Below are 26957 nucleotides of genomic sequence, written 5' to 3' on the forward strand. Positions count from 1 at the left end.
CATGACCAGCGCAACGCCCCCTGTCCTCGCACTGCCGGAGGCCAGCGACGCGTTGAGCTCCCGGCTGGCCGAGGGGCTGGAGCGGGTCGAGGCGCTGATCGTCGAGCGCACCCGCAACGAGGACGACTTCATCACCGAGGCCAACCTCCACCTGGCGCGCGCCGGGGGCAAGCGCTTCCGGCCGGTGCTCACGATGCTCGTCGCCGAGCTCGGCGAGGGCATCGACGACCGGGTCGTCGCCGCGGCGGCGGGGGTCGAGCTGACCCACCTGGCCAGCCTCTACCACGACGACGTCATGGACGAGGCCGACCTGCGCCGGGGCGCCCCCAGCGCCAACGCCCGCTACGACAACTCGACGGCGATCCTCGTCGGCGACCTGCTCTTCGGCACCGCGTCCGACATCATCGCCGACCTCGGGGCCGATGCGGTCAAGATCCAGGCGCAGACCTTCATCCGGCTGTGCTCCGGGCAGATCCGCGACGACCGGCCCTGCCCCGAGGGTGCCGACCCGCGCGAGTACTACCGCGGGGTGCTCGCCGACAAGACCGGTGTCCTCGTCGCGACCGCGGCCCGCTACGGCGCCATGTACGGCGGCTGCAGCCCCGAGGTCGTCGAGCTCGTCACCGACTACGGCGAGCAGCTGGGCATCGCCTTCCAGCTGGCCGACGACCTCATCGACATCGCCAGCGAGTCCGGCGAGACGGGCAAGACGCCCGGCACCGACCTGCGCGAGGGCAAGCGCACCCTGCCGGTGCTCAACGCCCTGGCCTCCACCGACCCCGCCGATGCCGAGCTGCAGGAGCTGCTGCGCTCCGAGCTCAAGGAGCCCGAGCGGCTCGAGCGGGCGCTGGAGCTGCTGCGGGTGCACCCGGGCATGGCCGCCGCCCGCGAGGAGACCCTCGAGGTGGGCCGTCGGGCGACCGCCTCCCTCGACGCGCTGCCCGACAGCGACGCCAAGACCGCGCTCATCGCGCTCATGGACGGCGTCATCCACCGCGTCGGCTGACGCGTCCGCTCCCTTCGCCGGGCCTCAGACCGGCTCGACGGGCTCCAGGGACTCGCACTCGTCGTCGGCGGGACGCCGCCGCCTGCGGGCGGAGGCCACCGAGTCGACGGTGAGGAAGGCCAGCGCCACCCAGACGATCGCGAAGCCGACCCAGCGGGCCGGCTCGAGGTGCTCGCCGAGCACGGTGACGCTCACGACGAGCTGGAGCACCGGCGTGATGAACTGGATCAGCCCGATCGTCACGAGGGGGATCCGGCGTGCGGCCTCGGCGAAGAGCAGCAGCGGGACGGCCGTGATCGCGCCCGCGGCGACGAGCAGGAGCGGGTGCCACGGGGCGTCGACCGTGAAGGTCGAGTCGCCCGCTGCGGTGAGCCACCACAGCAGGCCGAGCGCCGCCGGCATGAGGAAGACGGTCTCGGCCGAGAGGGAGTGCAGGGCGGGCAGGCTGGCGCCCAGGCGCTTCTTGGTCAGCCCGTAGCCGCCGAAGGACAGGGCCAGGACGAGGGAGATCCAGGGCAGCCCGCCGCCCGCGAGAGTGAGGTAGAGCGCTGCGACGGCACCGACGCCGACGGCGATCCACTGGAGCACCCGCAGCCGCTCGCCCAGCACGAGCACACCGAGTGCCACGGTGACGATGGGGTTGAGGAAGTAGCCGAGCGCGGCCTCGCTCGTGCGCCCGGTCCCGACGGCGTAGACGTAGACGAACCAGTTGATCCCGATGAGGTGGGCGGCGATGCCCACGCCGAGCGCCAACCGGCCGCGCAGCCGTCGGGCGAGCGCGACGAGCTCGTGGCGCAGCAGCAGCACGACGACGCACAGCACGAAGGTCCACACGATCCGGTGGGCGAGGATCTCCACGGCCCCGGAGGGGCGCAGCGCATGGAAGTAGAGCGGGAAGAGGCCCCAGATGCCGTAGGCGAGCCAGGCGGCGAGGACGCCGCGGCCATCGCGAGAGGGTGTCACCCGGCGAGGCTACTCCCGGGCGTCGGTGGCCTCGGCAGCGGTCAGTCGGGCAGCTCGGCGACGGCGACGAAGTTGGCGGTGCGGTGCCCGTCCTCGCGGAAACCCAACCGGTCGTCGCAGGTGATGAGCACGATCCGGCGGGTGTCGTCGTTGCGGCCCCAGACGGACGGGTCGCTCGTCAGCTCCTGCTTGTCGACGATGTCGGTGCTCGTCACCTCGAAGCGCACCTCGGTCCCGCTGGGGTAGCCCAAAACGACACCGTCGCCGACCTCGAGCTGCTCGAGCGCCGCGAAGCGGTCCGGTGCGCCGCCGGAGACGACGTGCCCGGCCAGGACGCTCGTGCCGGTTGCGCCGGGGCGCACCCGCTCGTAGCCGGTGAACCAGATGACCTGACCGGGGCGGGGGTTGACCACGCCACCGCGCAGGCCCTGGGCCTCGAGCGGGGTGCGCAGGCCGACGGCGGGGATGGCCAGGCTGATCGCCTCGGCGCCGCCGTCGACGTCGGCGAGCGCCGCGTCGCGAGCGTCGGCCGGCTGGGTCGGGTCGGGGCTCGCGGTGACGTCCACCGTCGGGTCGGCCGATGTCGACGTGCTCGACGCGCTCGGTGTCGTGCCCGAGGTGGTCGACGGCGTCCTCGACGTGCTCGACCCTGACCCCGACGACTCCTCGTCGGAGCAGGCGGCCACGGCGAGCGCGAGCAGCGTGCCGGCGGCGAGGGCGCTGCGGCGGGGGAGGGTCATGGGCTCACCTTGTCACGGGACGGCGGTGGGCCGCCCGCGAGTCCTCGCGGACGGCCCACCGGGAAGGGATGACCGGGCTCAGTTCTTGCCCTTGCCGTGGCCCTTGCCGTGGCCCTTGCCGTGGCCCTTGCCGTGGCCCTTGCCGTGGCCCTTGCCGTGTCCCCCCTTCGCCTCCGGCCAGATCATGATGACCGAGGGGCGCGGCTGGGTGTTGCCGCGGTAGGGGAAGGTGCTCGTCGGGGCGGCGGTGGTGGCGCCGTCCGACTCGCCCGGGTGCTGCACGGCCGCGAAGACCACCCGGTCGTCCCACTCGATGAGCGGGCCGCAGCACTCGCCGTAGGCCGGCACCGAGAGGAACTGCTGCAGGTGGCCCTTGTGCTTGCCCTCGAGCGGCATGAGGTACATGCCGTCGCAGTGGCCGAGCGCGTTGCCGTCGGTGGCGACCCAGAGGTTGCCATCGCCGTCGAAGGCGACGTTGTCGGGGCAGGAGATCGGGCTGACCTGCGACTTGTCGTAGCCGTTGAAGTAGGTCTGCGGGTCGTTCGGGTCGCCGCAGACGAGTACGAGCTTCCACGTGAAGGTCGTGCGGGTGTGGTCGCCACGGTCCTCGGTGATCTCGAGGACCTGGCCGTGCTTGTTGTTGGCCCGGGGGTTGGCCTCGTCGACCTGCGCGGGGGTGCGGGCGGAGTTGTTGGTCAGGGCGGCGTAGACGCGGCCGTTGACCGGGTTGACCTCGACGTCCTCGGGGCGGTCCATCTTCGTCGGGCCGACCTTGTCGGCGGCGACCCGCACGAAGGTGAGCACCTCCTCGACGCTCATGCCGTCGACCTTGGACTTGCCGTCGACGACGAGCGGCAGCCACTGCCCGGTGCCGTCGTGCTCGCCGTCGGCGGAGCCGTCGCCGACGAACTTCGCGACGTAGAGGTCGCCCTCGTGCAGGAGCGTGAGGTTGTGGGCGCGGTCGTTCTTGCGGTACTTCGCCTTCGACACGAACTTGTACATGTAGTCAAAGCGCTCGTCGTCACCCATGTAGGCGACGACGCGGCCGTCCCGCGCGATGACGACGTTGGCGCCCTCGTGCTTCATCCGCCCGAGGGCGGTGAGCTTGCGGGGGGTGCTCGTCGGGTCGCTCGGGTCGACCTCGATGATCCAGCCGTGGCGGTGCGCCTCGTTGGGCTCCTTGGTCAGGTCGAAGCGCTGGTCGAGGCGGTCCCAGTTGTGCTGGCTCTTGGAGCCACCCGCGAGACCGTAGCGCTTGGCGCCCTGCCCGGCGAGGTCGTCGCTCGGGGCGGCCGGCTGGGTGAAGTAGCCGTTGAAGTTCTCCTCGCCGGACAGGATCGTGCCCCACGGGGTGGTGCCGCCGGCGCAGTTGCCGAAGGTGCCGAGCGGGGTCGTGCCGGCCGGGTCGGCGGAGGTCTTGACGAGGTCGTGGCCGCGGACCGGACCGACGAGCTCGAAGGGGGTCTCGGCCGTGATCCGCCGGTTGAGCGGGGCGCCCTTGGTGTAGACCCACTTGCTGTGGGGGTTCTTGCGCGACATCTCCACGACGGTCATGCCGTGGGCGTTCATCGTGATCTGGACCTGGTCGTCCGTCATCGCGGCCGCGGTCGTGTAGTCGTGGAACATCAGGTTGTTGTTGGTGTACTCGTTGTTGACGACGAGCACGGCGTTGTTCTGACCCCGGGTGCGCACGACACCGACGTAGTCGCAGTTGTAGCCCATCTGGCCGGCCTGCGCGGCGGCGCTCTGGCGGTCGAAGTCGAAGGCGGGGGCGCCGGCGAGGACCGGGTCGCCCCAGGCGATGATCGGGGCCCACTGGAAGCCCTCGGGGACGACGACCTCGTCGGTGCCGGCGGGCACGGGGTCGATGGGCGTGAAGCCGAAGGGGGCCTTCTTGCCCGGGCCGGCGGCCGCGGCGGGCGTGGCCGCGCCCGTGGCGATGGTCGTCAGGCCGGCGAGGGCCGCGGCGGCGCCGCCGGCCTTGAGCACCGAGCGACGGGACGCGGCCACCACGTCGCCGAAGTACTCGTTGTCCGAGGTGTTGGGGACCGGCTTGCTGCACGCGTCGTTGCACTTCCAGATGCAGGTGGCCGCGGAGCGGCCGCCGTCCCGGTGGCCGGCGGCCAGGGGCAGCAGGGTGCGGTCGTTGCGAGGGGGCGTCATCGATTTCCTCCGAGGATCCCGCCGAGGGGCGGGGTGACATGTCAGGGACCTCAGCAACCTAGGGAGGCCCGGGTCACGTCGGGCGGCCTCGACGTGACGGGAAGGTGACGCGCAGTCGAACGGTCGCTCCCGTGAGTAATGTGGGTCAGGTGACCAACTTTGCGACCTGGGACCGTGCGACGAAGGGGAGGTCCGCCCCCTTCGCCGTGGTCGACCTCGATGCCTACGACGCCAATGCCGCCGACCTCGTGCGACGGGCCGGTGGCCGCCCGATCCGGGTGGCGAGCAAGTCGATCCGGGTGCGCCACCTGCTCGAGCGGGCCCTGGCGACGCCCGGCTTCGCCGGGGTCATGGCCTACTCCCTGCCCGAGGCGCTGTGGCTCGCCGGCCACGGTGTCGACGACCTCTTCGTCGCCTACCCGACGACCGATCGTGAGGCGCTGCAGGCGCTCGCCGCCGACGAGCGGGCCCTGGAGCAGGTGAGCATCGCCGTCGACTCGCGCGAGCAGGTCGACGCGCTGCGCCGGTGGCTGCCGCACGGCGCGCCGGTGCGGGTCGTCGTCGACGTCGACGCCTCCCTGCGGGTCGGTCCGGCGCACCTCGGGGTGCGTCGCAGCCCCCTTCGCTCGCCGCGGGTCGCCGCCACTGTGGCGCGCGCCGCGCAGGGGGCGGGCCTGCGGGTCGTCGGCCTGATGTTCTACGACGCCCAGATCGCCGGGCTGCCCGACAGCTCCGCGGCGGTGCGTCTCGTCAAGCGGCGCAGCGACGCCTCGCTGCGTCGCCGGCGCGGTGCCGTCCGGGCTGCGGTCGAGGCGGTCGCCGGGCCGCTGACGATCGTCAACGGCGGCGGCACCGGCTCGCTCGAGGTGACCGGCGCGGACCCCGCGCTCACCGAGCTCGCCGCCGGGTCCGGCCTCGTCGGGCCGACGCTCTTCGACGGCTACGACGCCTTCACCCCGCAGCCCGCGGTCGGCTTCGCGCTGCCCGTCGTCCGCCGGCCGACGCGCGACGTCGTCACCTGCTTCTCCGGGGGCTACATCGCCTCCGGGCCCGCAGGCAACTCCCGGGTGCCGACGCCGGTGCACCCCGCCGGGCTCTCGCTCGTCGGGACCGAGGGCGCCGGTGAGGTGCAGACCCCCTTGCGCGGCAAGGCCGCTCGCGACCTGGCGATCGGTGACCGGGTGTGGTGGCGGCACGCCAAGGCGGGCGAGCTCGCCGAGCGCTTCGACGACTACGTCGTCATCAGCGGGGGAGAGGTCGTCGACGTCGTGCCGACCTACCGCGGCGAAGGGCGGTGCTTCGGATGAGGTCCCGTCGCCGCGACACGTGGTCCAACTGGGCCGGCAACGTCACGGACGGCGCCGAGGCGGTGGCCCCGCGCACCCCCGAGGAGGTGGCCGAGGCGGTCCGCTCCGCGGCGGGCGAAGGGCGGCGCATCCGCCCCGTCGGCAGCGGGCACTCCTTCACGGCCGTCGCTCAGGCCGACGACCTGCGCCTGGACCTGCACCACCTGTCGGGCATCGTCTCGGCCGACCGGCACACCGGGCGGGTCCGGGTGCTGGCGGGGACCCCCCTTCGCGTCCTCAACCAGGCCCTCGACTGGCTCGGACTGGCCATGCCCAACCTCGGTGACATCGACGCCCAGACGCTCGCCGGTGCGACGTCGACCGGCACCCACGGGACCGGCGCCGGGCTGCCCGGGCTGGCCGCAGGCATCGTCGGGCTGCAGCTCGTCACGCCCGACGGGCAGGAGCGGTGGGTCGACGAGAGCGACCCGGAGCTCTTCGGGGCGGCGCGGGTCGGCCTCGGCGCGCTCGGCGTCGTCACCGAGATCGAGCTCGCCTGCCTGCCGGCCTACCGGCTGCGCGCCGTGGAGTCGCCCGACGAGCTCGACGCGGTGCTGCCGCGCATCCAGGAGCTCTTCGACGCCCACCGGCACTTCGAGATGTACTGGTTCCCCGGCACGCGACGGGTGCAGACCAAGGCCAACGACCTCGTGCCCGACGAGGTCGACGAGCCGCTGGCCGAGTGGCGTCGCCGGCTCGACGACGAGCTGCTGTCCAACACCGTCTTCGGCGCGGTCAACCGCGTGCTGGCCCACGTGCCGCGGGCGGTGCTGCCCTTCAACGCCGTGGCCGCCCGGGCGCTGTCGCAGCGCTCCTACACCGCGGTCTCGCACGAGGTCTTCGTGACGCCGCGGACCGTGCGCTTCGTCGAGTCGGAGTACGCCGTGCCGCGCGAGGCGGTCGCCGACGTGCTCACCGACCTGCACGCGTGGGTGGAGCGGCGACGCGAGCCGATCAGCTTCCCCGTCGAGGTGCGCGTCGCCGCGTCCGACGACATCTGGCTCTCGACCGGCCACGAGCGCGCCAACGCCTATGTCGCGGTGCACCAGCACGTGCGGGGCGCCGACCCGACGGCCTACTTCGGAGCCTTCGAGGAGATCGTCGCGGCGCACGCCGGCCGCCCGCACTGGGGCAAGCTGCACACCCTCGACGCCGAGCGGCTGTCGGCCCTGTACCCGCGGCACGGCGACTTCGTCGCCCTGCGCGACCGGCTGGACCCCGGCCGGGTCCTGGCCAACGACTACCTGGACCGGGTCCTCGGCCCCTGATCTGCATTGCCGTAGGGCAATGCGGTCACTCGACGGTCCAGGTGTCCTTGCCGTGGAGCAGGTCCTGCAGGTCGTCGTCGGTGGCCGGGCCGCCGGCGAGGTCGACCGCGGACTCGACCTGCGCGCGGGTCTGGTCGTCGTAGGTCGGGCGGTCGACGGCGCGGAAGATGCCCATCGGCACGTGCGTCATCGACTCGGAGTCGAGCCGGCTGATCGAGAAGGCCTGGCTCGGGTCGGAGAGGGTGACGTCGTGGACGACGACGTGGTCGGCCAGTCCCTGCTCGGAGACCTCGGCCTCCGGCACGAAGCGGACGGACCCCCCTTCGCCTCGGACGAGCAGCTCGCGCTCGCCCTCGTCGCCGATGGCGACCGGCTCGCCGTCGCGCAGGTGCACCAGACGTGCCTTCTGCTGCTCGACGTCCTTGATCAGCTCGAAGGCGCCGTCGTTGAAGATCGGGCAGTTCTGGTAGATCTCGACGATCGACGTGCCGCGGTGTGCCGCAGCCGCCTTGAGCACCTCGGTGAGGTGCTTGCGGTCGGAGTCCATGGTCCGCGCGACGAAGGTGCCCTCGGCACCGAGCGCCAGCGAGACGGGGTTGAAGGGGGCGTCGACCGAGCCCATGGGGGAGGACTTGGTCACCAGGCCCGGCTGCGAGGTCGGGCTGTACTGGCCCTTGGTCAGGCCGTAGATGCGGTTGTTGAAGAGCAGGATCGTCATGTTGACGTTGCGCCGCATCGCGTGGATGAGGTGATTGCCGCCGATGGACAGGGCGTCGCCGTCACCGGTGACGACCCACACCGACAGGTCCGGGCGGCTCGTCGCCAGCCCGGTCGCGATCGCCGGGGCGCGCCCGTGGATCGAGTGCATCCCGTAGGTGTCGAGGTAGTAGGGGAAGCGCGAGGAGCAGCCGATGCCGGAGACGAAGGTGATGTTCTCGCGCCGCAGGCCGAGCTCGGGCAGGAAGCCCTGGACGGCCGCGAGGATCGCGTAGTCACCGCAGCCGGGGCACCAGCGCACCTCCTGGTCGGAGGCGAAGTCCTTGCGGGTCTGCTTTTCGCCCTCGGGGAGGGCCGGGACGCCGGCCGTGCCGGACGCCACCGTGGGGATGCCGAGATCGATGCTCATGCCGTGACCTCCTGGAGGGCAGCGTTGATGACCTCGGCCAGGTCGGCGACCTTGAAGGGCAGACCGCGGACCGAGGTGTGGGACCGGACGTCGACGAGGTACTTCGCGCGCAGCAGCATCGCCAGCTGACCGAGGTTCATCTCGGGCACGATGACGCGCTCGTAGCGCGCGAGGACCTCACCGGTGTTGGCCGGGAAGGGGTTGAGGTGGCGCAGGTGCGCGTGGGCGACGCTCTTGCCGGCGGACCGCAGGCGGCGGACCGCGGCGAGGTTGGGGCCGTAGGTCGAGCCCCAGCCGAGGACGAGGACCCGGGCGTCGCCGCTCGGGTCGTCGACCTCGAGGTCGCCGATGGAGTCGGCGATCTTGTCCACCTTGGCCTGGCGGGTGCGGACCATGAGGTCGTGGTTGTCGGGGTCGTAGGAGATGTTGCCGGTGACGGCGTCCTTCTCGATCCCGCCGATGCGGTGCTCGAGGCCGGGGGTGCCGGGCACCGCCCACGGCCGGGCGAGGGTCTCCTCGTCACGGACGTAGGGGTGGAAGGTCGGGTTGCCCTTGGCGTCCGTCGCGTTGGGCTCGGTGGCCAGCTCGACGGGGAAGGCCGGCAGGTCGGCGACCTGCGGGACCTGCCACGGCTCGGAGCCGTTGGCCAGGTAGCCGTCGGAGAGCAGGAAGACCGGCGTGCGGTAGACCGTCGCGATGCGCACGGCCTCGAGGGCCGCGTCGAAGCAGTCGGCCGACGTCTGCGGCGCGATGATCGGCACCGGCGACTCGCCGTTGCGGCCGAACATCGCCTGCAGCAGGTCGGACTGCTCGGTCTTGGTCGGCAGACCGGTCGAGGGCCCGCCACGCTGCACGTCGACGATGACGAGCGGCAGCTCGAGGCTCACTGCGAGGCCGATCGTCTCCGACTTCAGGGCGACGCCCGGGCCGGAGGTCGTCGTCACGCCGACCGCACCGCCGAAGGAGGCGCCGAGCGCGACGCCGATGCCGGCGATCTCGTCCTCGGCCTGCACCGTCGTCACGCCGTGGCGCTTGTAGCCGGAGAGGGCGTGCAGGATGTCGCTCGCCGGGGTGATCGGGTAGGAGCCGAGCACGAGCGGGCGGCCCGCGCGGTGGGCGCCGGCGACGAGGCCGAGCGAGAGCGCGGAGTTGCCGGTGATGTTGCGGTAGGTGCCGGGCGGGGTCGGTGCCGGCGCCACGGTGAAGGGGACGGCGAAGTCCTCGGTCGTCTCGCCGTAGTTCCACCCGGCGCGCAGCGCGGCGAGGTTGGCGGCGAGGATGTCGGGCTTGGCGCCGAACTTCGAGGTGAGGAAGTCCTCGGTGGCGGTGATCGGCCGCGAGTACATCCACGACAGCAGGCCGAGGGCGAACATGTTCTTCGCCCGCTCCTTCTCCTTGCGGGTCAGGGAGTCGAACTCGGCGAGGGCCTCGACGGTGATCGAGGTGAGCGGCAGGGCGTGCACGTGCCAGGACTCGAGCGTGTCGTCGTCGAGGGGGCTGGTCGCCCAGCCGACCTTCTTGAGGTTGCGGGTGCTGAACTCGTCGGTGTTGACGATGATCGTCGCGCCGCGCGGGACGTCGGCGAGGTTGGCCTTGAGGGCCGCGGGGTTCATCGCGACGAGGACGTCGGGGGCATCGCCGGGGGTGAGGATGTCCCAGCTGGCGAAGTGCAGCTGGAAGGAGCTCACGCCCGGGATCGTCCCCTGGGGGGCGCGGATCTCGGCGGGGAAGTTGGGCAGGGTCGACAGGTCGTTGCCCAGCGCCGCGCTGTCGGCCGTGAACCGGTCGCCGGTCAGCTGCATGCCGTCGCCGGAGTCGCCGGCGAAGCGGATGATGACGCGGTCCTTGGCCTGGGTCGTCGCAGTACTGCTCATGATGGGTGGTCGTGCCCCTCGCAGGTCGGTCATGTCGCGGGCGCTCCCCGGACGTCCCTCCATGGTAGGTCGGGGGGTTCCTCGCGAACCAATCGGTCACGTTATGAGATGGATAACGCGCTGTTATGTGACCAGGGCGGCCTGTCGCGGGTCGAGGTGCAGCCACAGCTCCTCGCCCGCGGCGAGCCCGGCCAGCCGCGGCAGGAGCAGCTCGACGACGGTCGAGGGCTGGTGGTGCATGGGCTTGGTCTCCGGGTGCGGGTGGTAGACCAGCCCGTCGACCTGCTCGTCGTCACGGGTCACCGTGCACTCGACGAAGGAGAAGGTCTCCGGCGGGTGCACGTCGGTCCAGTCGACGTCGACGAAGGTCCACCGCGGCTGCCGCAGGGCGAGCCGGTGCGGGGCGAGGTCCAGGTTGACCGTCGCCATGACGAAGGGGGCCAGGTCCAGCCCGCGGGCGCGGAAGTGCGGCGCCTGCAGCTCGATCGTTCCCGCGGCGAAGGGGGAGTCGCCCGCCCGGCCGGAGGCGACCCCGTGCCCGGCGACGACGACCCCCTTCGCCTGCTGGGTCACCGCGGGCCGTCGCTCACTTGACGAGCTGCGGCGTCAGCGGCGGGGTCCACCACTCGCCGTTGTTGGCCTTGACCGCACCCAGGACGTGGATGACGGTCGCCACGACGATGACGAGCGGGTAGAGCAGGAAGCCGACGAGCACGATCATCAGCACGCTCGACAGGAGCAGCGCGATCGCCGTCATGATCTGGACGTTGAGGCTGTTGGCCGCGTGGGCCCGCACGAAGGGGCCGCGGTCCTTGTAGATCAGGTAGATGATCAGGGACCCGACGAAGCCGAGCGTGCCTGCGCTGAGCGGCAGCAGCACCGCCGGCACGAGGTGGGCGATCATCCCGAGGTTGCGCTCCTCGGTCGGCGACATCGGGGTGGGGGCGTAACCGGGGGGTGGGGTCTGTGGGGGCGGGGTCTGCTGGGCCGGGGGCTCGTGCAGGGGTGGGGTCTGCGGGTGCTCGCTCATGTGTCCTCCTGTGGTCTCACCCCGACTCTGCCCGTTCGCGGCCCGTGAGCCAATGCGGCCCGCCGCCGAGACGGTGCGGGGGTCATCCCCCCTTCGCGCGACGCCGGGTGCACGACGACGGGGGTGCCCGGCACGTGGCCGGGCACCCCCGTCGGGGTCGTGACTGCGGTCAGGCCGCGTCGACGCCCTCGGGCAGCACGGTCGGCGCCGGCTTGCCGGACTTGCCCCGGCTGGACTTGCCGTTGATGTCCTTGGTCGACTGCGCGAGGGTGATCGTCGCGTGGGCGATCGCGTCGCTCATGATGTCGAGGGCATCCATGTTGATGTTGGTGATGTCGTCGGCGGGGGTGTGGTAGTTCGGGTCGTAGATGACGCCGGCCTCACCACCGAACTTCTCGACCTCCTCGGGGGTCTTGACCCCGTCGGCGCCGGTGAAGAGGCCCGACGCGGGCACGCCCGCGGCGATGAAGGCCGAGTAGTCGCTGCGACCGGAGAACTCCGTGTCGACCCACGCCTGGTTGCCCTTGTCGAAGTAGTCGGTGAAGACCTTTTCGGTGGCGGCGGAGCCCGCGGGCACCTCGACCGGGGCCTCGTAGGTCGACTCGTCGGCGTCGTAGACCCCGATGATGTGGTTGGGCGAGGCGATCATGTCGAAGTTGAGGTAGGTCGCGATGTCGTCGAGCGCGGCCGGGTCGTTGGCCTGCAGGTCGGCGACGTAGTGGTCGGAGCCGATGAGACCGAGCTCCTCGGCGCCCCACCAGGCGAAGCGGACCTTGTTGTTGAGCTTGTTGACCTTGCCCAGCTGGACGGCCGTCTCGAGGATGCCGGCGCTGCCCGAGCCGTTGTCGTTGATGCCGGCGCCGTCGTGGACGCCGTCGAGGTGGGCGCCGAGCATGACGACGTTGTCGTCGCGGCCGGTGTCGGTCTCGGCGAGGACGTTGAAGGTCTCGCGCTCCTCCAGCGTCTTGTCGATGACGAGCTTCATCGTCACCGGGCCGGCGGCCATCTTGTCGAGGATCGTCCGGCCCTCTTCCTGGGTCACACCGGTGGCCGGGGCGCTGTCGGGGTTGACCCCGCCGAGCGTGCCGTTGAGGGCGCCGGGCGCGTTGTTGTAGACGATGACGGCGGCGGCGCCCGCGGCATCGGCGGCCGCGGCCTTGTCGCCGAAGGCGCACTCGCCGCGGCTGACGACGGCGATCTTGCCGGCGACGTCGACGCCCGCGTCGTCGTCGGCGGTGCAGCCGAGCGGGTTGCTCGGCGCGACGAGCTCGGCGGTCACGCCGCCCGCCGGGGTGGGTTGGCTGTAGGACATCGGCACGTGCTCGACCGAGCGCGCCTCGGGGGAGATCTCGTCGAGGCTCGCCGCGTGGGTCTCCTCGTAGATGAAGTCGAAGTACTGGCGTTCGGTCGTGTAGCCGGCGTCGCGCAGGGTCTTCTCGACGTACTGCGCGCTGGCCTCGTAGCCGGACGTGCCGGCACCGCGGTTGCCGTCGTTGGCGTCGGCGATCTCCTGGAAGGCCTCGAGGTGGTCGTGGACGTTGTCCACGGTGACCGCCTGGGTCATCTTCTTGCTGTTGTTGGGGTTGTCTGCCTAGGCCGGGCTGCTGGCGAGGGTGGTGAGTGCCAGCGCCGCGGTCGCGGCGGCCGCGGTAGCGGCAGCGGTACGTGAGCGCACGATGTTTCCTCCGGTCGTCCGGCGGGCGCCGTCGCCCGCCGGTGTGGGAGTGAACCTAGGGGGCCCGCCGACGCTTTGGGGGCTTTGGGGTCCGCTCTCTCGACGGGCGGCGCGGATAGGGTGCGGGACGTGGATGGATACCTCGTCGTCGCCGGCACCCTCGTCGTGGGTGTGCTGCTCGTCGTCGCGGCCTACACCGCCCGGCGGCTGCTCGCCCCGGCCGCCCCGACCCGCGCCAAGCTGACGACCTACGAGTCCGGCGTCGACCCCGTCGGGCAGGACTGGGCGCAGACCCGGGTGCGCTACCTCGCCTACGCCTTCCTCTACGTGATCTTCGCCGTCGACGCGGTCTACCTCTTCCCCTGGGCACTCGTGCTGCGCACCGACCTCGGCCCGGTGAGCCTGCTCGAGGTGGCGATCTTCATCGGGGTCGTGCTCCTCGGCCTGGCCCACGCGCTGCGGCGCGGGCTGCTGCGGTGGACGTGAGGTGACCCGATGACCACCGACCTGCCGATGCCCCGCGTGGGCCCCGTGGGCGCCCACGCGCCCAAGCCGATGAAGGTCGTCCTCAACTGGGGCCGGCGCTACTCCCTGTGGGTCTTCAACTTCGGGCTGGCCTGCTGCGCCATCGAGTTCATCGCAGCGTCGATGGCCCGGCACGACTTCATCCGGCTCGGGGTCATCCCCTTCGCCCCCGGCCCGCGGCAGGCCGACCTCATGGTCGTCTCCGGCACGGTGACCGACAAGATGGCGCCGGCGATCCGCCGGCTGCACGACCAGATGCCCGAGCCCAAGTACGTCATCTCCTTCGGTGCCTGCTCCAACTCCGGCGGCCCCTACTGGGACTCCTACTCGGTGACCAAGGGCGTCGACCAGCTCGTCCCGGTCGACGTCTACGTCCCCGGCTGCCCGCCGCGACCCGAGGCCCTGCTCCACGGGATCCTCACCCTCCAGGACCGCATCGCCGCCGAGTCCTTGTCGACGCCCGGTCTGCGCGCCCGCTACGCCGGCCACCGGTCCGCCGGCGCCGGTGAGGTGCGTCGTGGCCTGCTGCGACGCCCGACGAAGGGAGCGTGACGTGCCCCAGGAGGACCTCGCCGTGACGCCGCCGGAGTGGCTGCGGGCCGTGCGCGACGCCCGCGACCGCGGCTACACCTTCTTCGACTGGCTGAGCGCCGTCGACGAGACCGACCGCGAGGACCACCCCGGTCTCGACATCGTCTGCCACCTCATCGACCCGCGACCGACGCCCGAGCGCGACCAGCGCACCGCGCTGCTGCGCACCCGGGTGCCGCTGGGCGAGAGCGTGCACAGCATCACCGGCGTCTTCGCCGGTGCGGCGTGGCACGAGCGCGAGACGCACGAGATGTTCGGCCAGGACTTCGACGGTTTCGTCGACGGCACCGGGCTGGGGCTGCGGCCGCTGCTGCTGCCCGACGGCTTCGAGGGGACGCCGCTGCGCAAGTCCTTCGTCCTGGCCTCCCGCGCCACCCGCCCCTGGCCCGGCGGCAAGGAGCCGGGCGAGGGCCACTCGAGCAAGTCGCCGAGCCGGCGCCGGGTCACCGCGCCCGGCGTGCCCGGGCCCGAGTGGGGGCAGGGATGAGCACGCTGACGAGGACAGGTCTTTACAGTTCGCCCAACTGTAAAGACCTGTAAGGTCCAGCCATGGCCCAGCCGAGTCCCTACACCCCGGGGGAGATCGCGCACGACGTCCCCGGGCGCGCGGACCATCTCGACCGGGTGGCGGATCTCCTGGCTGCCATGTCCGCCCGGCGTCGGCTCGCCGGTCGGGTCCACGTCTTCGTGGGGCCGCGCGGGGTCGGCAAGACCTCCCTGCTGCGCGAGGCCCAGCGTCAGGCGCAGACCGCCGGTCACGCCACCGTCTTCGTGACGGCTGGGCACGGTGACCTGCTGGCATCGCTCGTCGAGGCACTGGGGCTCGGCCCCCTGCGCTGGCAGCCTCACATGGTGGCCTCACGGCTGCGCGAGATCGGCGTGAGCGTCGGGCTCCCCGGGGCCAAGGTGGAGGCCACCTTCGCGCCGGGTGAGGGCCCCACGGTCGTGCGCCGGCTCGAGGACCTGCTCCGAGCCACCGCCCGCGAGGTGCTCGACGACGCCGCGGCGGGCGCCGTGATCTTCGTCGACGAGCTGCAGGCCGCGGACCGAGACGGGATCCAAGCCCTCGCCTATGCCTGGCAGCACCTGCAGGCCGAGCCCGAGGGCGTGCCGATCGCGCTGGTCTGCGCGGGGCTCGGGCACACCGAGGACGTGGTCACCGACGCCGCCAGCTTCGCCGAGCGCTTCGCCTACCGGCAGCTCGGCTCGCTCGACGAAGCAGCGACACGCGAGGCCGTCACCGCGCCCGCCACAGCACTCGGGGTCTCGTGGGAGACGGCAGCGGTCACCGAGGTCGTCCAGCGCACCCAGGGATATCCCTACTTCGTGCAGCTCCACGCCGACGGGGTGTGGCGGGCGGCCGGGCGGCCGGACGCGGGCGCGGTCCTCACCGTCGACCACGTCGACTCGGCCCGGGCCGGGATCGCCGAGGACCTCGACGCGCTCTACCGCAGCCGGTGGTCCAAGGCATCACCCTCGGAGCAACGCTTCCTGACCGCCATGGCCGGTGCCGACGAGCCCGTCGTCCGGCGTGGGGACATCGCCGCCACCCTCGGCGTGACCACCGGATCCCTTGGTATGGCTCGGCGCTCCCTCATGGACAAAGGACTCGTCGAGGTCGCAGGACACGGCCTGCTGAGCTTCACCGTCCCCGGGTTCCGCGACTTCGTGCGAGAGAGTGCCGATGTGGACGAAGGGAGGAGCCGATGAGCCTGCTCGAGGTCACCCTGCGCTCGCTCGCGGCGCTCGCCGCCGTGCTCGTGCTCCCGCTCGTCGCCGGCCAGACCGAGCACAAGGTCATGGCCCACATGCAGGGTCGGCTCGGCCCGATGTACGCCGGCGGCTTCCACGGCTGGGCGCAGCTGGTCGCCGACGGGGTGAAGTTCGTTCAGAAGGAGGACATCACCCCCGCGGCCGCCGACCGGGCCGTCTTCCGCCTCGCCCCGGCGATCGCGCTCGTGCCCTACGTCATCGCCATGGCGCTGCTGCCGATCCACCCCGGTGTCGCCGGGGCCGCGGTGCCCGGCAGCGTCCTGCTCGTCCTCGCGGTCACCGGGGTCGGGGTGCTCGGCACCCTCATGGCCGGCTGGGCCAGCGCCAACAAGTACGCCCTGGTCGGCGGGATGCGCTCGGCCGCCCAGCTGCTCGCCTACGAGCTGCCGCTCGTGCTCTCCGTGGCGTCGGTGGCGATGGCCGCCGGCACGCTCTCCCTCGCCGGGGTCGTCGAGGCCTGGTCCCCGTGGTGGCTGCTGTGGCAGCTGCCCGGCGCGATCGTCTTCGTCGTGGCCGCGACCGCGGAGCTGCAGCGTCCCCCCTTCGACGCACCCATCGCCGACAGCGAGGTCGTCATGGGGCCGTGGACCGAGTACACCGGGCTGCGCTTCGCCTTCTTCATGCTCGCCGAATACGCCGGCATGGTCGTCATGGGGCTGCTCTTCGGCATCCTCTTCCTCGGCGGCTGGCAGGGGCCCTTCGCCGACCACCTCGGCTGGCTGTGGACCCTGCTCAAGGGCGGGCTCGTCGTCCTGCTCATCATCTGGATGCGGGTGTCCTGGCCGCGGCTGCGCGAGGACCAGCTGCAGCGACTCGCCTGGACCGTCCTCGTCCCGCTGGCCCTGGCCCAGCTCGCCCTGACCGCCGTGGGAGTGGTGATGACCGCATGAGCAACGACCGCAGCCTCGTCCCCGGGCTCGTCAAGGGCATGGCGACGACCGCCCGGCAGATGATGCGCCCGCCGCACACCGCCGAGTACCCCGACGTCGCACCGGAGCTGCCGGCCCGCTCCCGGGGCGTCATCGCTCTCGTCGAGAGCAACTGCACCTCGTGCATGCTCTGCGCCCGCGAGTGCCCCGACTGGTGCATCCACATCGACTCGCACAAAGAAACCGTCGCGGAGGTCCCTCCTGGTGGTGGGGGGCGCGCCCGTCAGCGCAATGTCCTCGACCGCTTCGACATCGATTTTTCGCTGTGCATGTACTGCGGCATCTGCATCGAGGTCTGCCCCTTCGACGCGCTCTTCTGGAGCCCGCAGTTCGAGTACGCCGAGACCGACATCCGCGACCTGCTCCACGACAAGGAGCGCCTCGGGCAGTGGGCCGCCGACGTGCCGGCACCGCCCGAGCTCGACCCGGGCGCCGCCGAGGCCCCCGAGGTGGCGGCCGCCAACAAGCCCGCCCGCAAGGGTCGCCGATGACCGGGCTCGACCTCGCCTTCGCCACGACCGGGCTGATCACCGCGGCCGCCGCCGCGCTCGCGGTGACCACCCGGCAGGTCGTCCACGCGGCGCTGTGGCTCGTCGTCGCCCTCCTCGGTCTCGCCGGGTGCTACCTCGTGCTCGGCGCCGAGCTCGTCGCGCTCGTGCAGGTGCTCGTCTACGTCGGCGCGGTCGTCGTCCTCGTCATCGTCGCGCTCATGCTGACCCGCGCCCCGATCGGGCGCCGCACCGAGCACTCGACCAGCCGCGCCCACCGGGCGCTCGCGGCCCTCGTCGGCGCCGGCACCGGCGGGCTCGTCGCGGCGGTGCTGCTGCCGACCGCGACCCGCACGCAGGTGCGCCCGGGAGGCAGCGAGGAGCTGGCCCGGCAGATCTTCTCGACGTGGGTGTGGCCCTTCGAGCTGCTCTCGCTGCTGCTGCTCGCCGCCCTCGTCGGGGCCTTCGCCGTCTCCGGGCTGACCTCCGAGCGGGAGGAGCGATGATCCACGCCGCCGGCCCCTACGCGCTCGCCAGCGTCCTCGTCGCGCTCGGCCTCTACGGCGTGCTCGCCCGCCGCAATGCCGTGCTCGTCCTCGTCGGCGCCGAGCTGCTCCTCGCCGGCGGCGGACTGCTCCTCGTCACCGCCGGGGCCCTCGGCCCCGACCCGAGCTGGTCCGGGCAGGTGCTCACCCTCTTCGTCATCACCATCGCGGCGGCCGAGGTCGTCGTGGCGCTCGCCGTGATCGTCGCCGCCTACCGGCGACGCGGCCACATCGACCTCGCCGAGGACGCCGAGTGATGGCCTGGTCCCTTGTCGCACTGCCCTGCGCCGCGGCGGTCCTGATCTTCCTCGTTGCCCGCAGCGGCCCGCTCGCGGCGCTCGCCGGGGTCGCCGGGGCCGTCGCGACGCTCGTGCTGTCGGTCATCGCACTCGCCGGCGCACCGGCGGCGGTGAGCGGCGCCCCCTTCGCCGAGGAGCTCGCGAGCGGACCCGGGCTGGTCATGGGCGATCTCGACCTGCCGCTCGCCGTCGCGCTGTCACCGACGAGCGCCTTCCTCGTCCTCGTCGTCGCCCTGGTCACCGCGCTCGTGCAGACCTATGCGGCCTGGTACCTCGCCGACGACGACCGGCGCGGGGTCTTCCACGCGACCGTGGCGCTCTTCAGCGCGGCGATGGTCCTCGTCGTCCTCTCCGCCGACCTGCTGCTCACCGTCGTCGGCTGGGAGGTCATGGGCTGGTGCTCCTACCTGCTCATCGGGCACTGGTCCCGCCGGCCGCAGCCGCGGCGGGCGGCGCACGCGGCCTTCATGGTCACCCGGGTGGCCGACATCGGGCTGCTCCTCGGCACCGCGGTGCTCGTCGCCGGTGCCGGAACGAGCGCGCGGGCCGAGGTCATCGACCACTGGACCTCCGCCGCGGCCGACCCGGGCACCAGGTCGATCGCCCTCGTGCTCGTCGTCATCGGCGTGCTCGGCAAGTCCGCGCAGCTGCCCTTCCACCACTGGCTCCTCGAGGCGATGGAGGGCCCCACCCCCGCCTCCGCCCTCATCCACGCCGCGACGATGGTCGCCGCGGGCACGGTCGTGCTGACCCAGCTGCTGCCGGTGCTCCTGCTCTCCGACCCCGCCCGCACCCTCCTCGGGCTGTCGGTCGCCGTGACGATGCTCCTCGCGGCGGTGTGCGCGCTCGTCGAGCCCGACCTCAAGCGGCTGCTCGCCTGGTCGACGATCAGCCAGGTCGGCGTCATGCTCGCGCCCCTCGCCGCGGCCGGGTCCGGACCCGCCTCGGGAGCCGCGCTCGGCCACCTCTACGGCCACGCGATCTTCAAGGCGCTGCTCTTCCTCACCGTCGGCTGGCTCGCGAGCACCCGCGGCTCGACCGCCGCGAGCGCGCTCGCCGGCAGCGGCCGCGCCCACCCGGTCGCCCTCGGCGCGTGGGCCGCCGGTCTCGGCTCGCTCGCCGGCATCCCGCTCGTCCTCGGTGGCCTGACCAAGGAGCACGTCGTCGCCGCGGTCGGCGAGGGCGTGGGGGAGCAGGGCCCGGTCGCCGGACTGGTCCTGGTCTCCCTGCTCAGCACGGCCGTGGTGACCGCCGCGTACGCCACCCGGGCCCTGCTCGTCGTCACCCTCGGCGACGCGGGGCGGGTGCGCGAGCGGGCGGTCATGCCGACAGCCGTCGCCGGGATCCTCGTCGTCCTCGCGGTCGCGAGCGTCCTCGGCGGACTGGCCCTCGGCCCGCGCCTGCCCGACGCCGGGCACGTGCCGCTCGCGCTCTTCGTCGTCGTGCTGCTCCTCGTCCTCGTCGGCATCGCCATCGGCTGGGGGCTGCACCACACCGGCTGGCAGCAGCGGCTCGTCGCCGGTGCCCCCGGGCGCCACGTCGGCAGGGGGCTCGGCGTCGACCGGGCCCAGCGCGCGCTCGTCGTGCGCCCGGTGACCGCGCTGGGCGAGCTCGTCGCCTTCCTCGACCGCGGTGTCGTCGACACCTATGTGCGCGCCGCGGCCTGGGGTGTCCTCGGGGCGAGCGGCCTGGGCACCGAGGCGCACCGCCGGGCCCGCCCGGCCAACGGCCTGGCCCTGCTCGGTGGCGGCGTGCTGCTCGTCGCCGTCGTCACCGGCATCGTCCTGCTGGGGGACTCGTGATCGGCCTCGCCTGCGTCCTGCCGCTCCTCGTCGGTGCCGTCCTCCTCGGCGCCGGCACCGAGCTGTCCGGCCGCGTCGCCTCCCGCGTCGGACTCGCCGGGTCGCTCGTCACCGCAGCGCTCGTCGCCGTCGCGTGGGGCAGCGGCGCCGTGATCGACATCCCGTGGCTGCCGGCCCTCGACCTGCGGGTCCACCTCGCCCTCGACGGCATCAGCGGCCCGCTCGCGCTCCTCGCCGCCGGCGTCACCGCCGCGGCCTGCTCGACCGTGCTCGCCGACACCCCACGAGGGGGCAGCGCGGCGACCTTCGTCGGTGCACTGCTCATCACGCTCGCCGGTGCCGTGGGGACCTTCGCCGCCCGCGACGCGCTGCTCTTCGTCGTCGCCTTCGAGCTCGTGCTCGTGCCGATGTGGGTGCTCATCACCCGCTTCGGCGACGACCGTGACCCGGCCGCCCGTCGCGAGGCCGGGGCACGCTTCGTCCTCTACACCGGGCTCGGCTCGACCCTCATGCTCCTCGGGGTGCTGCTCCTCGTGTCTCGCGCCGGCACCGGCGACCTCGTCGCCCTCGGCGCCGGTCGCGGGCAGGGGCTCGGCACCGGGGTGCAGGTGACCGTCGCGGTGCTGCTCACCCTCGGCCTGGCGATCAAGGTCCCCGTGTGGCCGCTCCACTCCTGGCTGCCGATGGCCCACACGACGGCACCGACCGCCGGGTCGATGGTCCTGGCCGCCGTCCTGCTCAAGATGGGTACCTACGGTCTGGTCCGGCTGCCGCTCGCGACCGTGCCCGAGGGCTTCGCCCGGGTCGCGCCCGTCCTGGCCGTGTGCGGGACGGTCGGCATCATCTGGGGTGGGCTCGTCTGCCTCGTCGAGCGCGAGCTCAAGCGGCTCATTGCCTGGTCGTCGATCGCGCACATGGGCTTCGTCGCGCTGGCGCTGGCCACCGGCAGCGCGACCGGCGTGGCGGCCGCCCTCTACGCCAACCTCGCGCACGGGGTGATCTCGGCCCTGCTCTTCCTCGTCGTCGGCGGGCTCAAGCACCGCTGGGGCGACGACGGCCTCGGCACGGCGCGGTCCCCCCTTCGCGAGCAGGCGCCGGTCACCGGGCTGCTGCTGCTCACCGGACTGGCCGCCGGGCTCGGGCTGCCGGGGCTCGCGGGCTTCTGGGGCGAGACCGTCGCGGTCGTGGCCGCGCTGTCACCGGCCGACGGGCGCCCGGTCCCGCTCTTCGTCGGCTGTGCCGTCGTCGCCGCCGTCGGCGCAGCCCTTGCCGCCGCCTACTCGCTGCGGGTCGCCCGGCTCGTCTGGCTCGGCGAGGGCAGCGACGACGCCGATCGACCCGCGACGAGCCGCGCAGAGCTCGCCCGCAGCGAGCTCGTCCCCGGCGCGGTCCTCGCGCTGGTCGTCGTCGCCCTCGGCGTCGCCCCCGGTCTCGTCCTCGCCGTGACCGATCCTGCTCTGGGCGCGGTGGTGACCCGATGAGCGCGCCGCAGCTCGACGTCGCCGTCGCCGCGCCCGTCCTCGCGCCCGCGCTCGGGGCGATCGCCGTCCTGGCGGTCGACGTCGTGGCCCCCCGTCGGCGGCTGCCGGCGCCACTGCTCGCCGCGCTCGCGCTCCTGCTCTCCCTCGCCTCGGCGATCTGGCTGCGGGTGCGGGCGTCCGGTGGGGGTGAGATCTCCACCCTGTGCCTGCCCGGCGACCCCGCCCTCGCGGTCACCGCGCCGCCCGGGATGGTGGCCAGCGAGGGCCTGCTGCGCGTCAGTCAGTCCGGGGCGCTGCTGCAGGCCTTGGCCGCCGCGGCCGGGCTGGTCGTCCTCGTCCTGCTCGCACGCGAGCGCGGCGTGCCCTCGCAGGACGACGACCGGACTCACCGGCCCGACCCGGGGGTCGAGGTGGCGCTGCTCCTCGCGACCGTGACCGGCGCCAGCGCCGTCGCGGTGGCCCACGACTTCGGCACCTGGCTCGTCGGTCTCGAGCTGGCCACCCTGCCGATCGTCGCGCTCGCGGTCTTGCGCGGCGGCCGCGACAGCGGCGCGATGCAGCTCGTGACGACCTCGGTGGTCTCCTTCGCCGTCGCGGTCCTCGGGTGCGGTTTGTGGGTCACCGCGACCGGCAGCCTGCGCCTCGGTGGGGTCGCCTCCTGGGCCGCGGGCCAAGACGACGGCTCCCGCGCGATCCTCACGCTCGGGGTCGTCATGCTCCTCGCAGCGGTCGGCTTCAAGCTCTCGCTCGTGCCCTTCCACGCCTGGGCCCCCGCGACCTACCCACGGGCCGGGCTCGAGGTGACGATGCTCCTCGCCGGCGTCTCCACCGTCGCGGCCGCGGCCGCGCTCGTCGCCGTCGCCGACGGTGCGGCCAGCGTGCGCGATGCCGCGATCCCCGCCTTCGGCGTCCTCGCCGTGGTCTCGATGATCGGCGGCGCCGTGCTCGCGCTCGGGGCGCAGGACCCCCTTCGGCTCATCGCGTGGTCCGGCGTCACCCAGGGCGGGTGGGTCCTCGCCCCGCTCGTGGCCGGCGACACCGCGGCCGCCGTCGGTTACCTCGCCGTCTACGTCGTCGCGGTCGTCGCCGCGCTCGCCGTCGTCGCGGCGCTGTCCACCGACGGGGCCCGCCGCCTCGAGGACGACCGAGGTCTGCTGCGCCGTCGGCCCGTGCACGCCGCGGTGCTGACCCTCGCGCTGCTCACCCTCGCCGGGCTGCCTCCGGGGGTCGCCGGGCTCCTCGCCAAGGTGCTCGCGCTGCGCCCGCTCGCCGAGGGCGGCCTGTGGTGGGTGGCGCTGCCGGCCGTCGTCGCCGCCGTCATCGGGCTGGCCGTCTACCTGCGGTGGGTCGCGCTGATCCTCCTGCCGCCGGAGGTGGCCACCCCTCCAGAGCGCACCGAGCGGGCGGCGAGCGCCCTGGCCGTCGTCACGGGCCTGGTCCTGCTCGCCGCGACCGTCTTCCCTGTGATGTTGCTGGGAACGGGAACGCCGTGACCCCCTCCCGGCGTTGGTCGTGACATGCACAACCACTTCAACGGGCTGAAGACCGCCGCGCTCTTCGGCGGCATCATCGGTCTCCTCGTCCTCGTCGGCTACGCCATCGGCGGGGCCCGCTACGTGTGGGTCTTCGCCCTGCTGGGTGTGGGCATGACGGCCTACTCCTACTGGAACTCCGACAAGCTGGCGATCCGCTCGATGCGGGCCCAGCCGGCCGACCCGCAGCAGTACCCGCAGATGTACCGCATCGTGCAGGAGCTGAGCCAGCGCGCCGGCCAGCCGATGCCGCGCCTGTACGTCAGCCCGACGGCGGCGCCCAATGCCTTCGCCACCGGACGCAACCCGGCCAATGCCGCGGTGTGCTGCACCGAGGGCATCCTGCAGATCCTCGACGAGCGCGAGCTGCGCGGCGTCCTCGGCCACGAGCTCATGCACGTCTACAACCGCGACATCCTCACCGGCTCGATCGCCGCGGCCATCGCCGGTGTCATCTCCTCGGTCGCCTCGATCGCGCTGTGGTTCGGCGACCGTGACCGCAACCCCATTGCGGCGATCGCCATCGCCCTGCTCGCGCCGATCGCCGCGATGGTCATCCAGATGTCGATCTCGCGCACCCGCGAGTACGACGCCGACGAGGACGGCGCCGCGCTCACCGGAGACCCGCTGGCCCTCGCCTCGGCGCTGCGCAAGCTCGAGCGCGGGGTCCAGGCGGCACCGCTCGAGCCGACGCCCCAGGTGCAAAATGCCAGCCACATGATGATCGCCAACCCCTTCCGGGCGGCCGACGTCTCCAAGCTGCTGTCGACGCACCCGCCGATGGCCGAGCGGATCGCCCGGCTCGAGCGCATGGCCGGGGGACACCACCTGCGGTGACCCGCCGGGGACGCGACCGGAGGGTCACATCCGCTGCGCGCCGTCCTTGATCGCGTCGCGGATGCGCGGGTAGGTCCCGCACCGGCAGACATTGCGGATCGTGTCGAGGTCGGCCTCGGTGACCGCGCGGCCCTCACGCTGGACCTTGCGCACGAGGGCGACCGCGGCCATGATCTGGCCCGGCTGGCAGTAGCCGCACTGCGCGACGTCGTGCTCGATCCAGGCCTCCTGCATGGGGTGCAGATCGCCGTCGACGGTGTCGGCGAGTCCCTCGATCGTCGTGACCTCGTCGGTCTCCTTGATCTGGTCGACCGGGACGGCGCAGGGGTTGAAGGCCTTGCCGTTGATGTGCGACGTGCACGCCTTGCAGACGTTGATCCCGCAGCCGTACTTGGGGCCGGTCACCCCGAGCACGTCCCGCAGGACCCACAGCAGACGCACGCCGGGCTCGACGTCGACGGTGACCTTCTCGCCGTTGAGGACGAAGGTGTGACTGGGCATGGCGGGCTCCTCAGCGGGTGTGGTCGAGGCCGTCGGTCGGCGACTGCGGCGCCGACGGCACGAAGCTCTTGACGTCGAAGGTGATCGGGTCGGCGTGGTTGATGGGGAACTCGGTGGGCATCCGGCCGGTCGCCCGGGCGTAGGCGCACGCGATCGCGGCGAAGCTCGACGCGACGCCCGCCTCCCCGGCGCCGCCCGGCTGCTCCGAGTCCGAGGGCATGATCTCGACGGTGATCTCCGGGGGGACGTTCCACTGCCGGGTGTAGAAGTAGTTGTCCCAGCTGGCCTCGAGGAAGTGCCCCTCGTCGAGGTGGCAGCTGGAGGTGAGCGCCAGCCCGATGCCGTCCATGACCCCGCCGAGCATCTGGGCCTCGATGCCCGTGGGGTTGATGACGAGGCCGGCGTCGACGGCGAAGACGACCTTGGTGACGCGCGGGCCCGTGACGGCATCGCGGATCGTGCGGCCCACGGTCTCGGGACGGCAGTCGATCTCGACGAGGCAGGCGGTGACCCCCTTGTACTCCTTGTGGATCGCGATGCCCTGCGCCGTGCCCTCGGGCATCGAGCGGCCCCAGTTGCCGATCTCGGCGACCTTGTCGAGGGCGGCCTCGGCCCGCTTGTCCCGGAGGAACTTGCGCCGGAAGGCCAGCGGGTCCAGGCGCATCTTGCGCGCGAGCTCGTCGATGACCAGCTCGTTGGCGCAGCGCACGTCGGGGGAGTAGATCTGTCGCATGCTCCCGGTGTTGAAGCGGGAGTCGGTCTCCTGCAGCGACTGGGTCACCACGCCGAAGTTGTACGGCAGCTCCTGGGTGAGCGCGAAGATCGTCTGCGCGAAGGTCAGCTGGCCGACGGGCAGCTTGGCCGCGTGGTTGGTGATGATGTCGCCGAGGCCGTGGCCGAAGTCGGTCGTGACGCTCGTGTGCTTCTGCTCGAAGGAGAGGACCTCGCCGCCGAGGTAGGCCGCCCGGATCCGGGAGGTCGCCATCGGGTGCAGGCGCCCCTGGCGCGGCTCGTCGGCCCGGTGCCACATGAGGCGCACCGGCTTGCCCATCGCCTGGGAGATGCGCGCGGCCTCGAGGGCCGCGTCGTGGAAGAGCTTGCGCCCGAAGGAGCCACCGCCCTGGGTGACGTGGACCTTGACCTTGGAGACGGGCAGGCCGAGCTCGAGTGCGATGTTCTCCTGGGCGACGACCGGTGACTTCAGCGAGCCCCAGACCGTCGCCGAGTCCGAGCGCACGTCTGCGATCGCGCAGTTGGGCTCGAGCGAGGAGTTGCTGCGGAAGTGGAAGGTGAAGGAGGCGTCGAGCTTCTTGGCGATCAGCGAGACCTTCGGGGTGAGCATCGGCAGCTGGGCCTTCTTCAGGCCCTCGAGGATCGTGGTGTCGGACTCGCCGGCGAGCTTGCCGCCCTCCCACTCGACGTCCATCCGCTGGATCGCATCGATGCACTGACCGAAGGTCCGTGCCCGGACGGCGATGCCGGTCGCGACCTTGACGACGTCGGTGACGCCGGGCATGGCCTCGATCTCGGCGGCATTGCGCAGGGCGACCGGCCGACCGTTGTGCGTCGGTGGGCGGCAGACCATCGTCGGCAGCGCGTCGGGGACCTTGACGTCCATGGCGAAGGTCTTGGTGCCGGTCACCGCGGCCCGGGCGTCGGTGCGCCCCTGCGGGGTGCCGACGACGGTGCGGTCGGAGGCGTCCTTGAGGGTCACCGAGGCACGGGTCGTCGTCGTGGCGGCCGCCTTGCTGGACAGCTCGCCGAAGGTCAGCGCATTGCCCAGGGCGTCGGTGATGACACCGGCCTTGATCGTCAGGGACTCGAGCGTGGCGCCCAGGGCCGCCGCAGCCGCCTTGAGCAGCTGCTGCCGGGCGAGGGCGGCCGCGATCCGGATCGGCGTGTAGGTGGAGATCGTCGTGTTGGACCCGCCGGTCAGCTGGTTGAAGAGCAGCTCCGGGCGGGCCGGCGCCAGGGTGACGTCGACGCGGTCGACGGGCAGGTCGAGCTCCTCCGCGATGATCATCGCGGTCGACGTGACGATGCCCTGGCCCACCTCCGCGCGCGGCAGGGCGAAGGAGGCGCGCCCGTCGGTGCCGATCGTCACGGTGATGAGCGCGGCCGTCGGGGCTGCGGCGAGGGTGAGCAGGTCGTTGAGGTCGAGGATCTCCGCCGGTTGCGGCGGGGTGGGGACCACCGCCTCGGCGGAGGGTGCGCCGGTGCTCATCTCGGCCCCGGTGACGAGGGTCGCCCCGGCGATGACATAGCCCATGAAGGCTCGACGGCTGGGGCCCGATGTGGTGCTCTCGGGGGTGGGCTGGACTTCGGTCACGGTGCCTCCCGTGGTCGACGGCGTTGTCGTTACCGAGCAGTAGACACCTGTCTCTGGAGCGTCGCGACCGGAGAGCCGACGACGTCCACCATGTGACCGCCCCCTTCGGGCGAAGGGGGTGACAGGATGCCGGT

Annotated in this window: 25 protein-coding genes; 15 read left to right on the forward strand and 10 right to left on the reverse strand. The window is 72.6% G+C overall.

Annotated elements, in window-relative coordinates; all coding sequences use genetic code 11:
- Position 1 precedes the first annotated feature (1 nt).
- Positions 2-1006: a polyprenyl synthetase family protein gene (locus tag NYE39_RS13475; protein WP_072623691.1), complete on the forward strand. Its 1005-nt coding sequence runs from the start codon at positions 2-4 to the stop codon at positions 1004-1006.
- A 24-nt stretch (positions 1007-1030) separates the two neighbouring features.
- Here NYE39_RS13475 and rarD read toward each other — a convergent pair whose 3' ends face one another.
- The 3 genes from rarD to NYE39_RS13490 form a co-directional block, all read right to left on the reverse strand.
- Positions 1031-1969, reverse strand: coding sequence for an EamA family transporter RarD (gene rarD / locus NYE39_RS13480; protein ID WP_072623692.1), 939 nt, complete (start codon positions 1967-1969; stop codon positions 1031-1033).
- 41 nt (positions 1970-2010) lie between these two features.
- Positions 2011-2709 (reverse strand): class F sortase, encoded by a 699-nt coding sequence (locus NYE39_RS13485; protein WP_072623693.1) that lies wholly within the window; start codon positions 2707-2709, stop codon positions 2011-2013.
- 78 nt (positions 2710-2787) lie between these two features.
- Positions 2788-4872, reverse strand: coding sequence for a PhoX family protein (locus NYE39_RS13490; RefSeq protein WP_341012970.1), 2085 nt, complete (start codon positions 4870-4872; stop codon positions 2788-2790).
- A gap of 149 nt (positions 4873-5021) precedes the next feature.
- Between NYE39_RS13490 and NYE39_RS13495 the strand changes: the two genes are divergently transcribed.
- Both NYE39_RS13495 and NYE39_RS13500 read left to right on the forward strand, forming a co-directional pair.
- Complete coding sequence (locus NYE39_RS13495) at positions 5022-6179, forward strand: alanine racemase (RefSeq protein WP_341012971.1); 1158 nt, start codon at positions 5022-5024, stop codon at positions 6177-6179.
- On the forward strand, positions 6176-7486 hold the full coding sequence (locus NYE39_RS13500; protein WP_341012972.1) for a D-arabinono-1,4-lactone oxidase: 1311 nt from the start codon (positions 6176-6178) through the stop codon (positions 7484-7486). The genes NYE39_RS13495 and NYE39_RS13500 overlap by 4 nt, the downstream gene beginning before the upstream one ends.
- A gap of 25 nt (positions 7487-7511) precedes the next feature.
- On the opposite strand, the gene NYE39_RS13505 is transcribed toward NYE39_RS13500, so the two are convergent.
- The 5 genes from NYE39_RS13505 to NYE39_RS13525 all read right to left on the reverse strand — a co-directional run bounded on the left by NYE39_RS13505 (position 7512) and on the right by NYE39_RS13525 (position 13080).
- Positions 7512-8612, reverse strand: a complete 1101-nt coding sequence (locus NYE39_RS13505) for a 2-oxoacid:ferredoxin oxidoreductase subunit beta (RefSeq protein ID WP_084449957.1) — start codon at positions 8610-8612, stop codon at positions 7512-7514.
- Positions 8609-10486: a 2-oxoacid:acceptor oxidoreductase subunit alpha gene (locus NYE39_RS13510; RefSeq protein WP_341012973.1), complete on the reverse strand. Its 1878-nt coding sequence runs from the start codon at positions 10484-10486 to the stop codon at positions 8609-8611. Before NYE39_RS13510 ends, NYE39_RS13505 begins: the two co-directional genes overlap by 4 nt.
- 123 nt (positions 10487-10609) lie before the next feature.
- Positions 10610-11059, reverse strand: coding sequence for a hypothetical protein (locus tag NYE39_RS13515; protein ID WP_341012974.1), 450 nt, complete (start codon positions 11057-11059; stop codon positions 10610-10612).
- A gap of 13 nt (positions 11060-11072) precedes the next feature.
- Positions 11073-11516 carry a DUF4870 domain-containing protein gene (locus NYE39_RS13520; RefSeq protein WP_341012975.1) on the reverse strand — a complete coding sequence of 148 codons (444 nt, stop codon included), beginning with the start codon at positions 11514-11516 and terminating at the stop codon, positions 11073-11075.
- 169 nt (positions 11517-11685) lie between these two features.
- A complete protein-coding gene (locus NYE39_RS13525) occupies positions 11686-13080 on the reverse strand; it encodes a M20/M25/M40 family metallo-hydrolase (protein ID WP_341012976.1) in 1395 nt (464 codons plus the stop codon).
- Between the two features lie 240 nt (positions 13081-13320).
- Between NYE39_RS13525 and NYE39_RS13530 the strand changes: the two genes are divergently transcribed.
- From NYE39_RS13530 to htpX, 12 genes are all read left to right on the forward strand, one after another.
- Positions 13321-13677, forward strand: a complete 357-nt coding sequence (locus NYE39_RS13530) for an NADH-quinone oxidoreductase subunit A (RefSeq protein ID WP_084449960.1) — start codon at positions 13321-13323, stop codon at positions 13675-13677.
- 9 nt (positions 13678-13686) lie between these two features.
- Positions 13687-14268, forward strand: a complete 582-nt coding sequence (locus NYE39_RS13535; RefSeq protein WP_072623701.1) for an NADH-quinone oxidoreductase subunit B — start codon at positions 13687-13689, stop codon at positions 14266-14268.
- 1 nt (position 14269) lies between these two features.
- On the forward strand, positions 14270-14794 hold the full coding sequence (locus NYE39_RS13540) for an NADH-quinone oxidoreductase subunit C (RefSeq protein ID WP_341012977.1): 525 nt from the start codon (positions 14270-14272) through the stop codon (positions 14792-14794).
- A 62-nt stretch (positions 14795-14856) separates the two neighbouring features.
- Entirely contained in the window at positions 14857-16017 is a 1161-nt protein-coding gene (locus tag NYE39_RS13545; protein ID WP_341012978.1) for an ATP-binding protein, read from the forward strand.
- Entirely contained in the window at positions 16014-16970 is a 957-nt protein-coding gene (nuoH, locus tag NYE39_RS13550) for an NADH-quinone oxidoreductase subunit NuoH (RefSeq protein WP_341012979.1), read from the forward strand. The genes NYE39_RS13545 and nuoH overlap by 4 nt, the downstream gene beginning before the upstream one ends.
- Positions 16967-17500, forward strand: coding sequence for a NuoI/complex I 23 kDa subunit family protein (locus tag NYE39_RS13555; RefSeq protein WP_084449965.1), 534 nt, complete (start codon positions 16967-16969; stop codon positions 17498-17500). Before nuoH ends, NYE39_RS13555 begins: the two co-directional genes overlap by 4 nt.
- On the forward strand, positions 17497-18003 hold the full coding sequence (locus tag NYE39_RS13560) for an NADH-quinone oxidoreductase subunit J family protein (protein ID WP_192911453.1): 507 nt from the start codon (positions 17497-17499) through the stop codon (positions 18001-18003). The genes NYE39_RS13555 and NYE39_RS13560 overlap by 4 nt, the downstream gene beginning before the upstream one ends.
- Positions 18000-18299 carry an NADH-quinone oxidoreductase subunit NuoK gene (gene nuoK, locus NYE39_RS13565; protein ID WP_192911454.1) on the forward strand — a complete coding sequence of 100 codons (300 nt, stop codon included), beginning with the start codon at positions 18000-18002 and terminating at the stop codon, positions 18297-18299. The genes NYE39_RS13560 and nuoK overlap by 4 nt, the downstream gene beginning before the upstream one ends.
- The gene (locus tag NYE39_RS13570) at positions 18299-20143 is read left to right on the forward strand and encodes an NADH-quinone oxidoreductase subunit 5 family protein (protein ID WP_341012980.1); all 1845 of its coding nucleotides are present in this window, start codon (positions 18299-18301) and stop codon (positions 20141-20143) included. Before nuoK ends, NYE39_RS13570 begins: the two co-directional genes overlap by 1 nt.
- On the forward strand, positions 20140-21624 hold the full coding sequence (locus NYE39_RS13575) for a complex I subunit 4 family protein (RefSeq protein ID WP_341012981.1): 1485 nt from the start codon (positions 20140-20142) through the stop codon (positions 21622-21624). The genes NYE39_RS13570 and NYE39_RS13575 overlap by 4 nt, the downstream gene beginning before the upstream one ends.
- On the forward strand, positions 21621-23117 hold the full coding sequence (locus NYE39_RS13580; RefSeq protein ID WP_341012982.1) for a proton-conducting transporter transmembrane domain-containing protein: 1497 nt from the start codon (positions 21621-21623) through the stop codon (positions 23115-23117). The genes NYE39_RS13575 and NYE39_RS13580 overlap by 4 nt, the downstream gene beginning before the upstream one ends.
- A 24-nt stretch (positions 23118-23141) precedes the next feature.
- Positions 23142-23993 (forward strand): zinc metalloprotease HtpX, encoded by an 852-nt coding sequence (gene htpX / locus NYE39_RS13585; protein WP_072623711.1) that lies wholly within the window; start codon positions 23142-23144, stop codon positions 23991-23993.
- Between the two features lie 24 nt (positions 23994-24017).
- Here the strand turns inward: htpX and NYE39_RS13590 are convergent, their stop codons facing one another.
- Both NYE39_RS13590 and NYE39_RS13595 read right to left on the reverse strand, forming a co-directional pair.
- Positions 24018-24494 carry a (2Fe-2S)-binding protein gene (locus NYE39_RS13590; RefSeq protein ID WP_072623712.1) on the reverse strand — a complete coding sequence of 159 codons (477 nt, stop codon included), beginning with the start codon at positions 24492-24494 and terminating at the stop codon, positions 24018-24020.
- 10 nt (positions 24495-24504) lie between these two features.
- Positions 24505-26823, reverse strand: coding sequence for a molybdopterin cofactor-binding domain-containing protein (locus NYE39_RS13595; RefSeq protein WP_341012983.1), 2319 nt, complete (start codon positions 26821-26823; stop codon positions 24505-24507).
- Positions 26824-26957: the final 134 nt, after the last annotated feature.

It is taken from the genome of Janibacter sp. FSL W8-0316, assembly GCF_038004165.1.
GTDB lineage: Bacteria > Actinomycetota > Actinomycetes > Actinomycetales > Dermatophilaceae > Janibacter > Janibacter indicus.

What these genes read in the sequence shown, in the direction of transcription:
- NYE39_RS13590 (WP_072623712.1), bottom strand. Translation starts at nt 24,494, where the DNA reads ATGCCCAGTCACACCTTCGTCCTCAACGGCGAGAAGGTCACCGTCGAC.
- NYE39_RS13580 (WP_341012982.1), top strand. Translation starts at nt 21,621, where the DNA reads ATGAGCGCGCCGCAGCTCGACGTCGCCGTCGCCGCGCCCGTCCTCGCG.
- htpX (WP_072623711.1), top strand. Translation starts at nt 23,142, where the DNA reads ATGCACAACCACTTCAACGGGCTGAAGACCGCCGCGCTCTTCGGCGGC.
- NYE39_RS13535 (WP_072623701.1), top strand. Translation starts at nt 13,687, where the DNA reads ATGACCACCGACCTGCCGATGCCCCGCGTGGGCCCCGTGGGCGCCCAC.
- NYE39_RS13520 (WP_341012975.1), bottom strand. Translation starts at nt 11,516, where the DNA reads ATGAGCGAGCACCCGCAGACCCCACCCCTGCACGAGCCCCCGGCCCAG.
- NYE39_RS13510 (WP_341012973.1), bottom strand. Translation starts at nt 10,486, where the DNA reads ATGAGCAGTACTGCGACGACCCAGGCCAAGGACCGCGTCATCATCCGC.
- NYE39_RS13560 (WP_192911453.1), top strand. Translation starts at nt 17,497, where the DNA reads ATGACCGGGCTCGACCTCGCCTTCGCCACGACCGGGCTGATCACCGCG.
- NYE39_RS13485 (WP_072623693.1), bottom strand. Translation starts at nt 2,709, where the DNA reads ATGACCCTCCCCCGCCGCAGCGCCCTCGCCGCCGGCACGCTGCTCGCG.
- NYE39_RS13500 (WP_341012972.1), top strand. Translation starts at nt 6,176, where the DNA reads ATGAGGTCCCGTCGCCGCGACACGTGGTCCAACTGGGCCGGCAACGTC.
- NYE39_RS13525 (WP_341012976.1), bottom strand. Translation starts at nt 13,080, where the DNA reads ATGACCCAGGCGGTCACCGTGGACAACGTCCACGACCACCTCGAGGCC.
- NYE39_RS13555 (WP_084449965.1), top strand. Translation starts at nt 16,967, where the DNA reads ATGAGCAACGACCGCAGCCTCGTCCCCGGGCTCGTCAAGGGCATGGCG.
- NYE39_RS13475 (WP_072623691.1), top strand. Translation starts at nt 2, where the DNA reads ATGACCAGCGCAACGCCCCCTGTCCTCGCACTGCCGGAGGCCAGCGAC.
- nuoK (WP_192911454.1), top strand. Translation starts at nt 18,000, where the DNA reads ATGATCCACGCCGCCGGCCCCTACGCGCTCGCCAGCGTCCTCGTCGCG.
- NYE39_RS13570 (WP_341012980.1), top strand. Translation starts at nt 18,299, where the DNA reads ATGGCCTGGTCCCTTGTCGCACTGCCCTGCGCCGCGGCGGTCCTGATC.
- NYE39_RS13490 (WP_341012970.1), bottom strand. Translation starts at nt 4,872, where the DNA reads ATGACGCCCCCTCGCAACGACCGCACCCTGCTGCCCCTGGCCGCCGGC.
- nuoH (WP_341012979.1), top strand. Translation starts at nt 16,014, where the DNA reads ATGAGCCTGCTCGAGGTCACCCTGCGCTCGCTCGCGGCGCTCGCCGCC.
- NYE39_RS13545 (WP_341012978.1), top strand. Translation starts at nt 14,857, where the DNA reads ATGGCCCAGCCGAGTCCCTACACCCCGGGGGAGATCGCGCACGACGTC.
- NYE39_RS13505 (WP_084449957.1), bottom strand. Translation starts at nt 8,612, where the DNA reads ATGAGCATCGATCTCGGCATCCCCACGGTGGCGTCCGGCACGGCCGGC.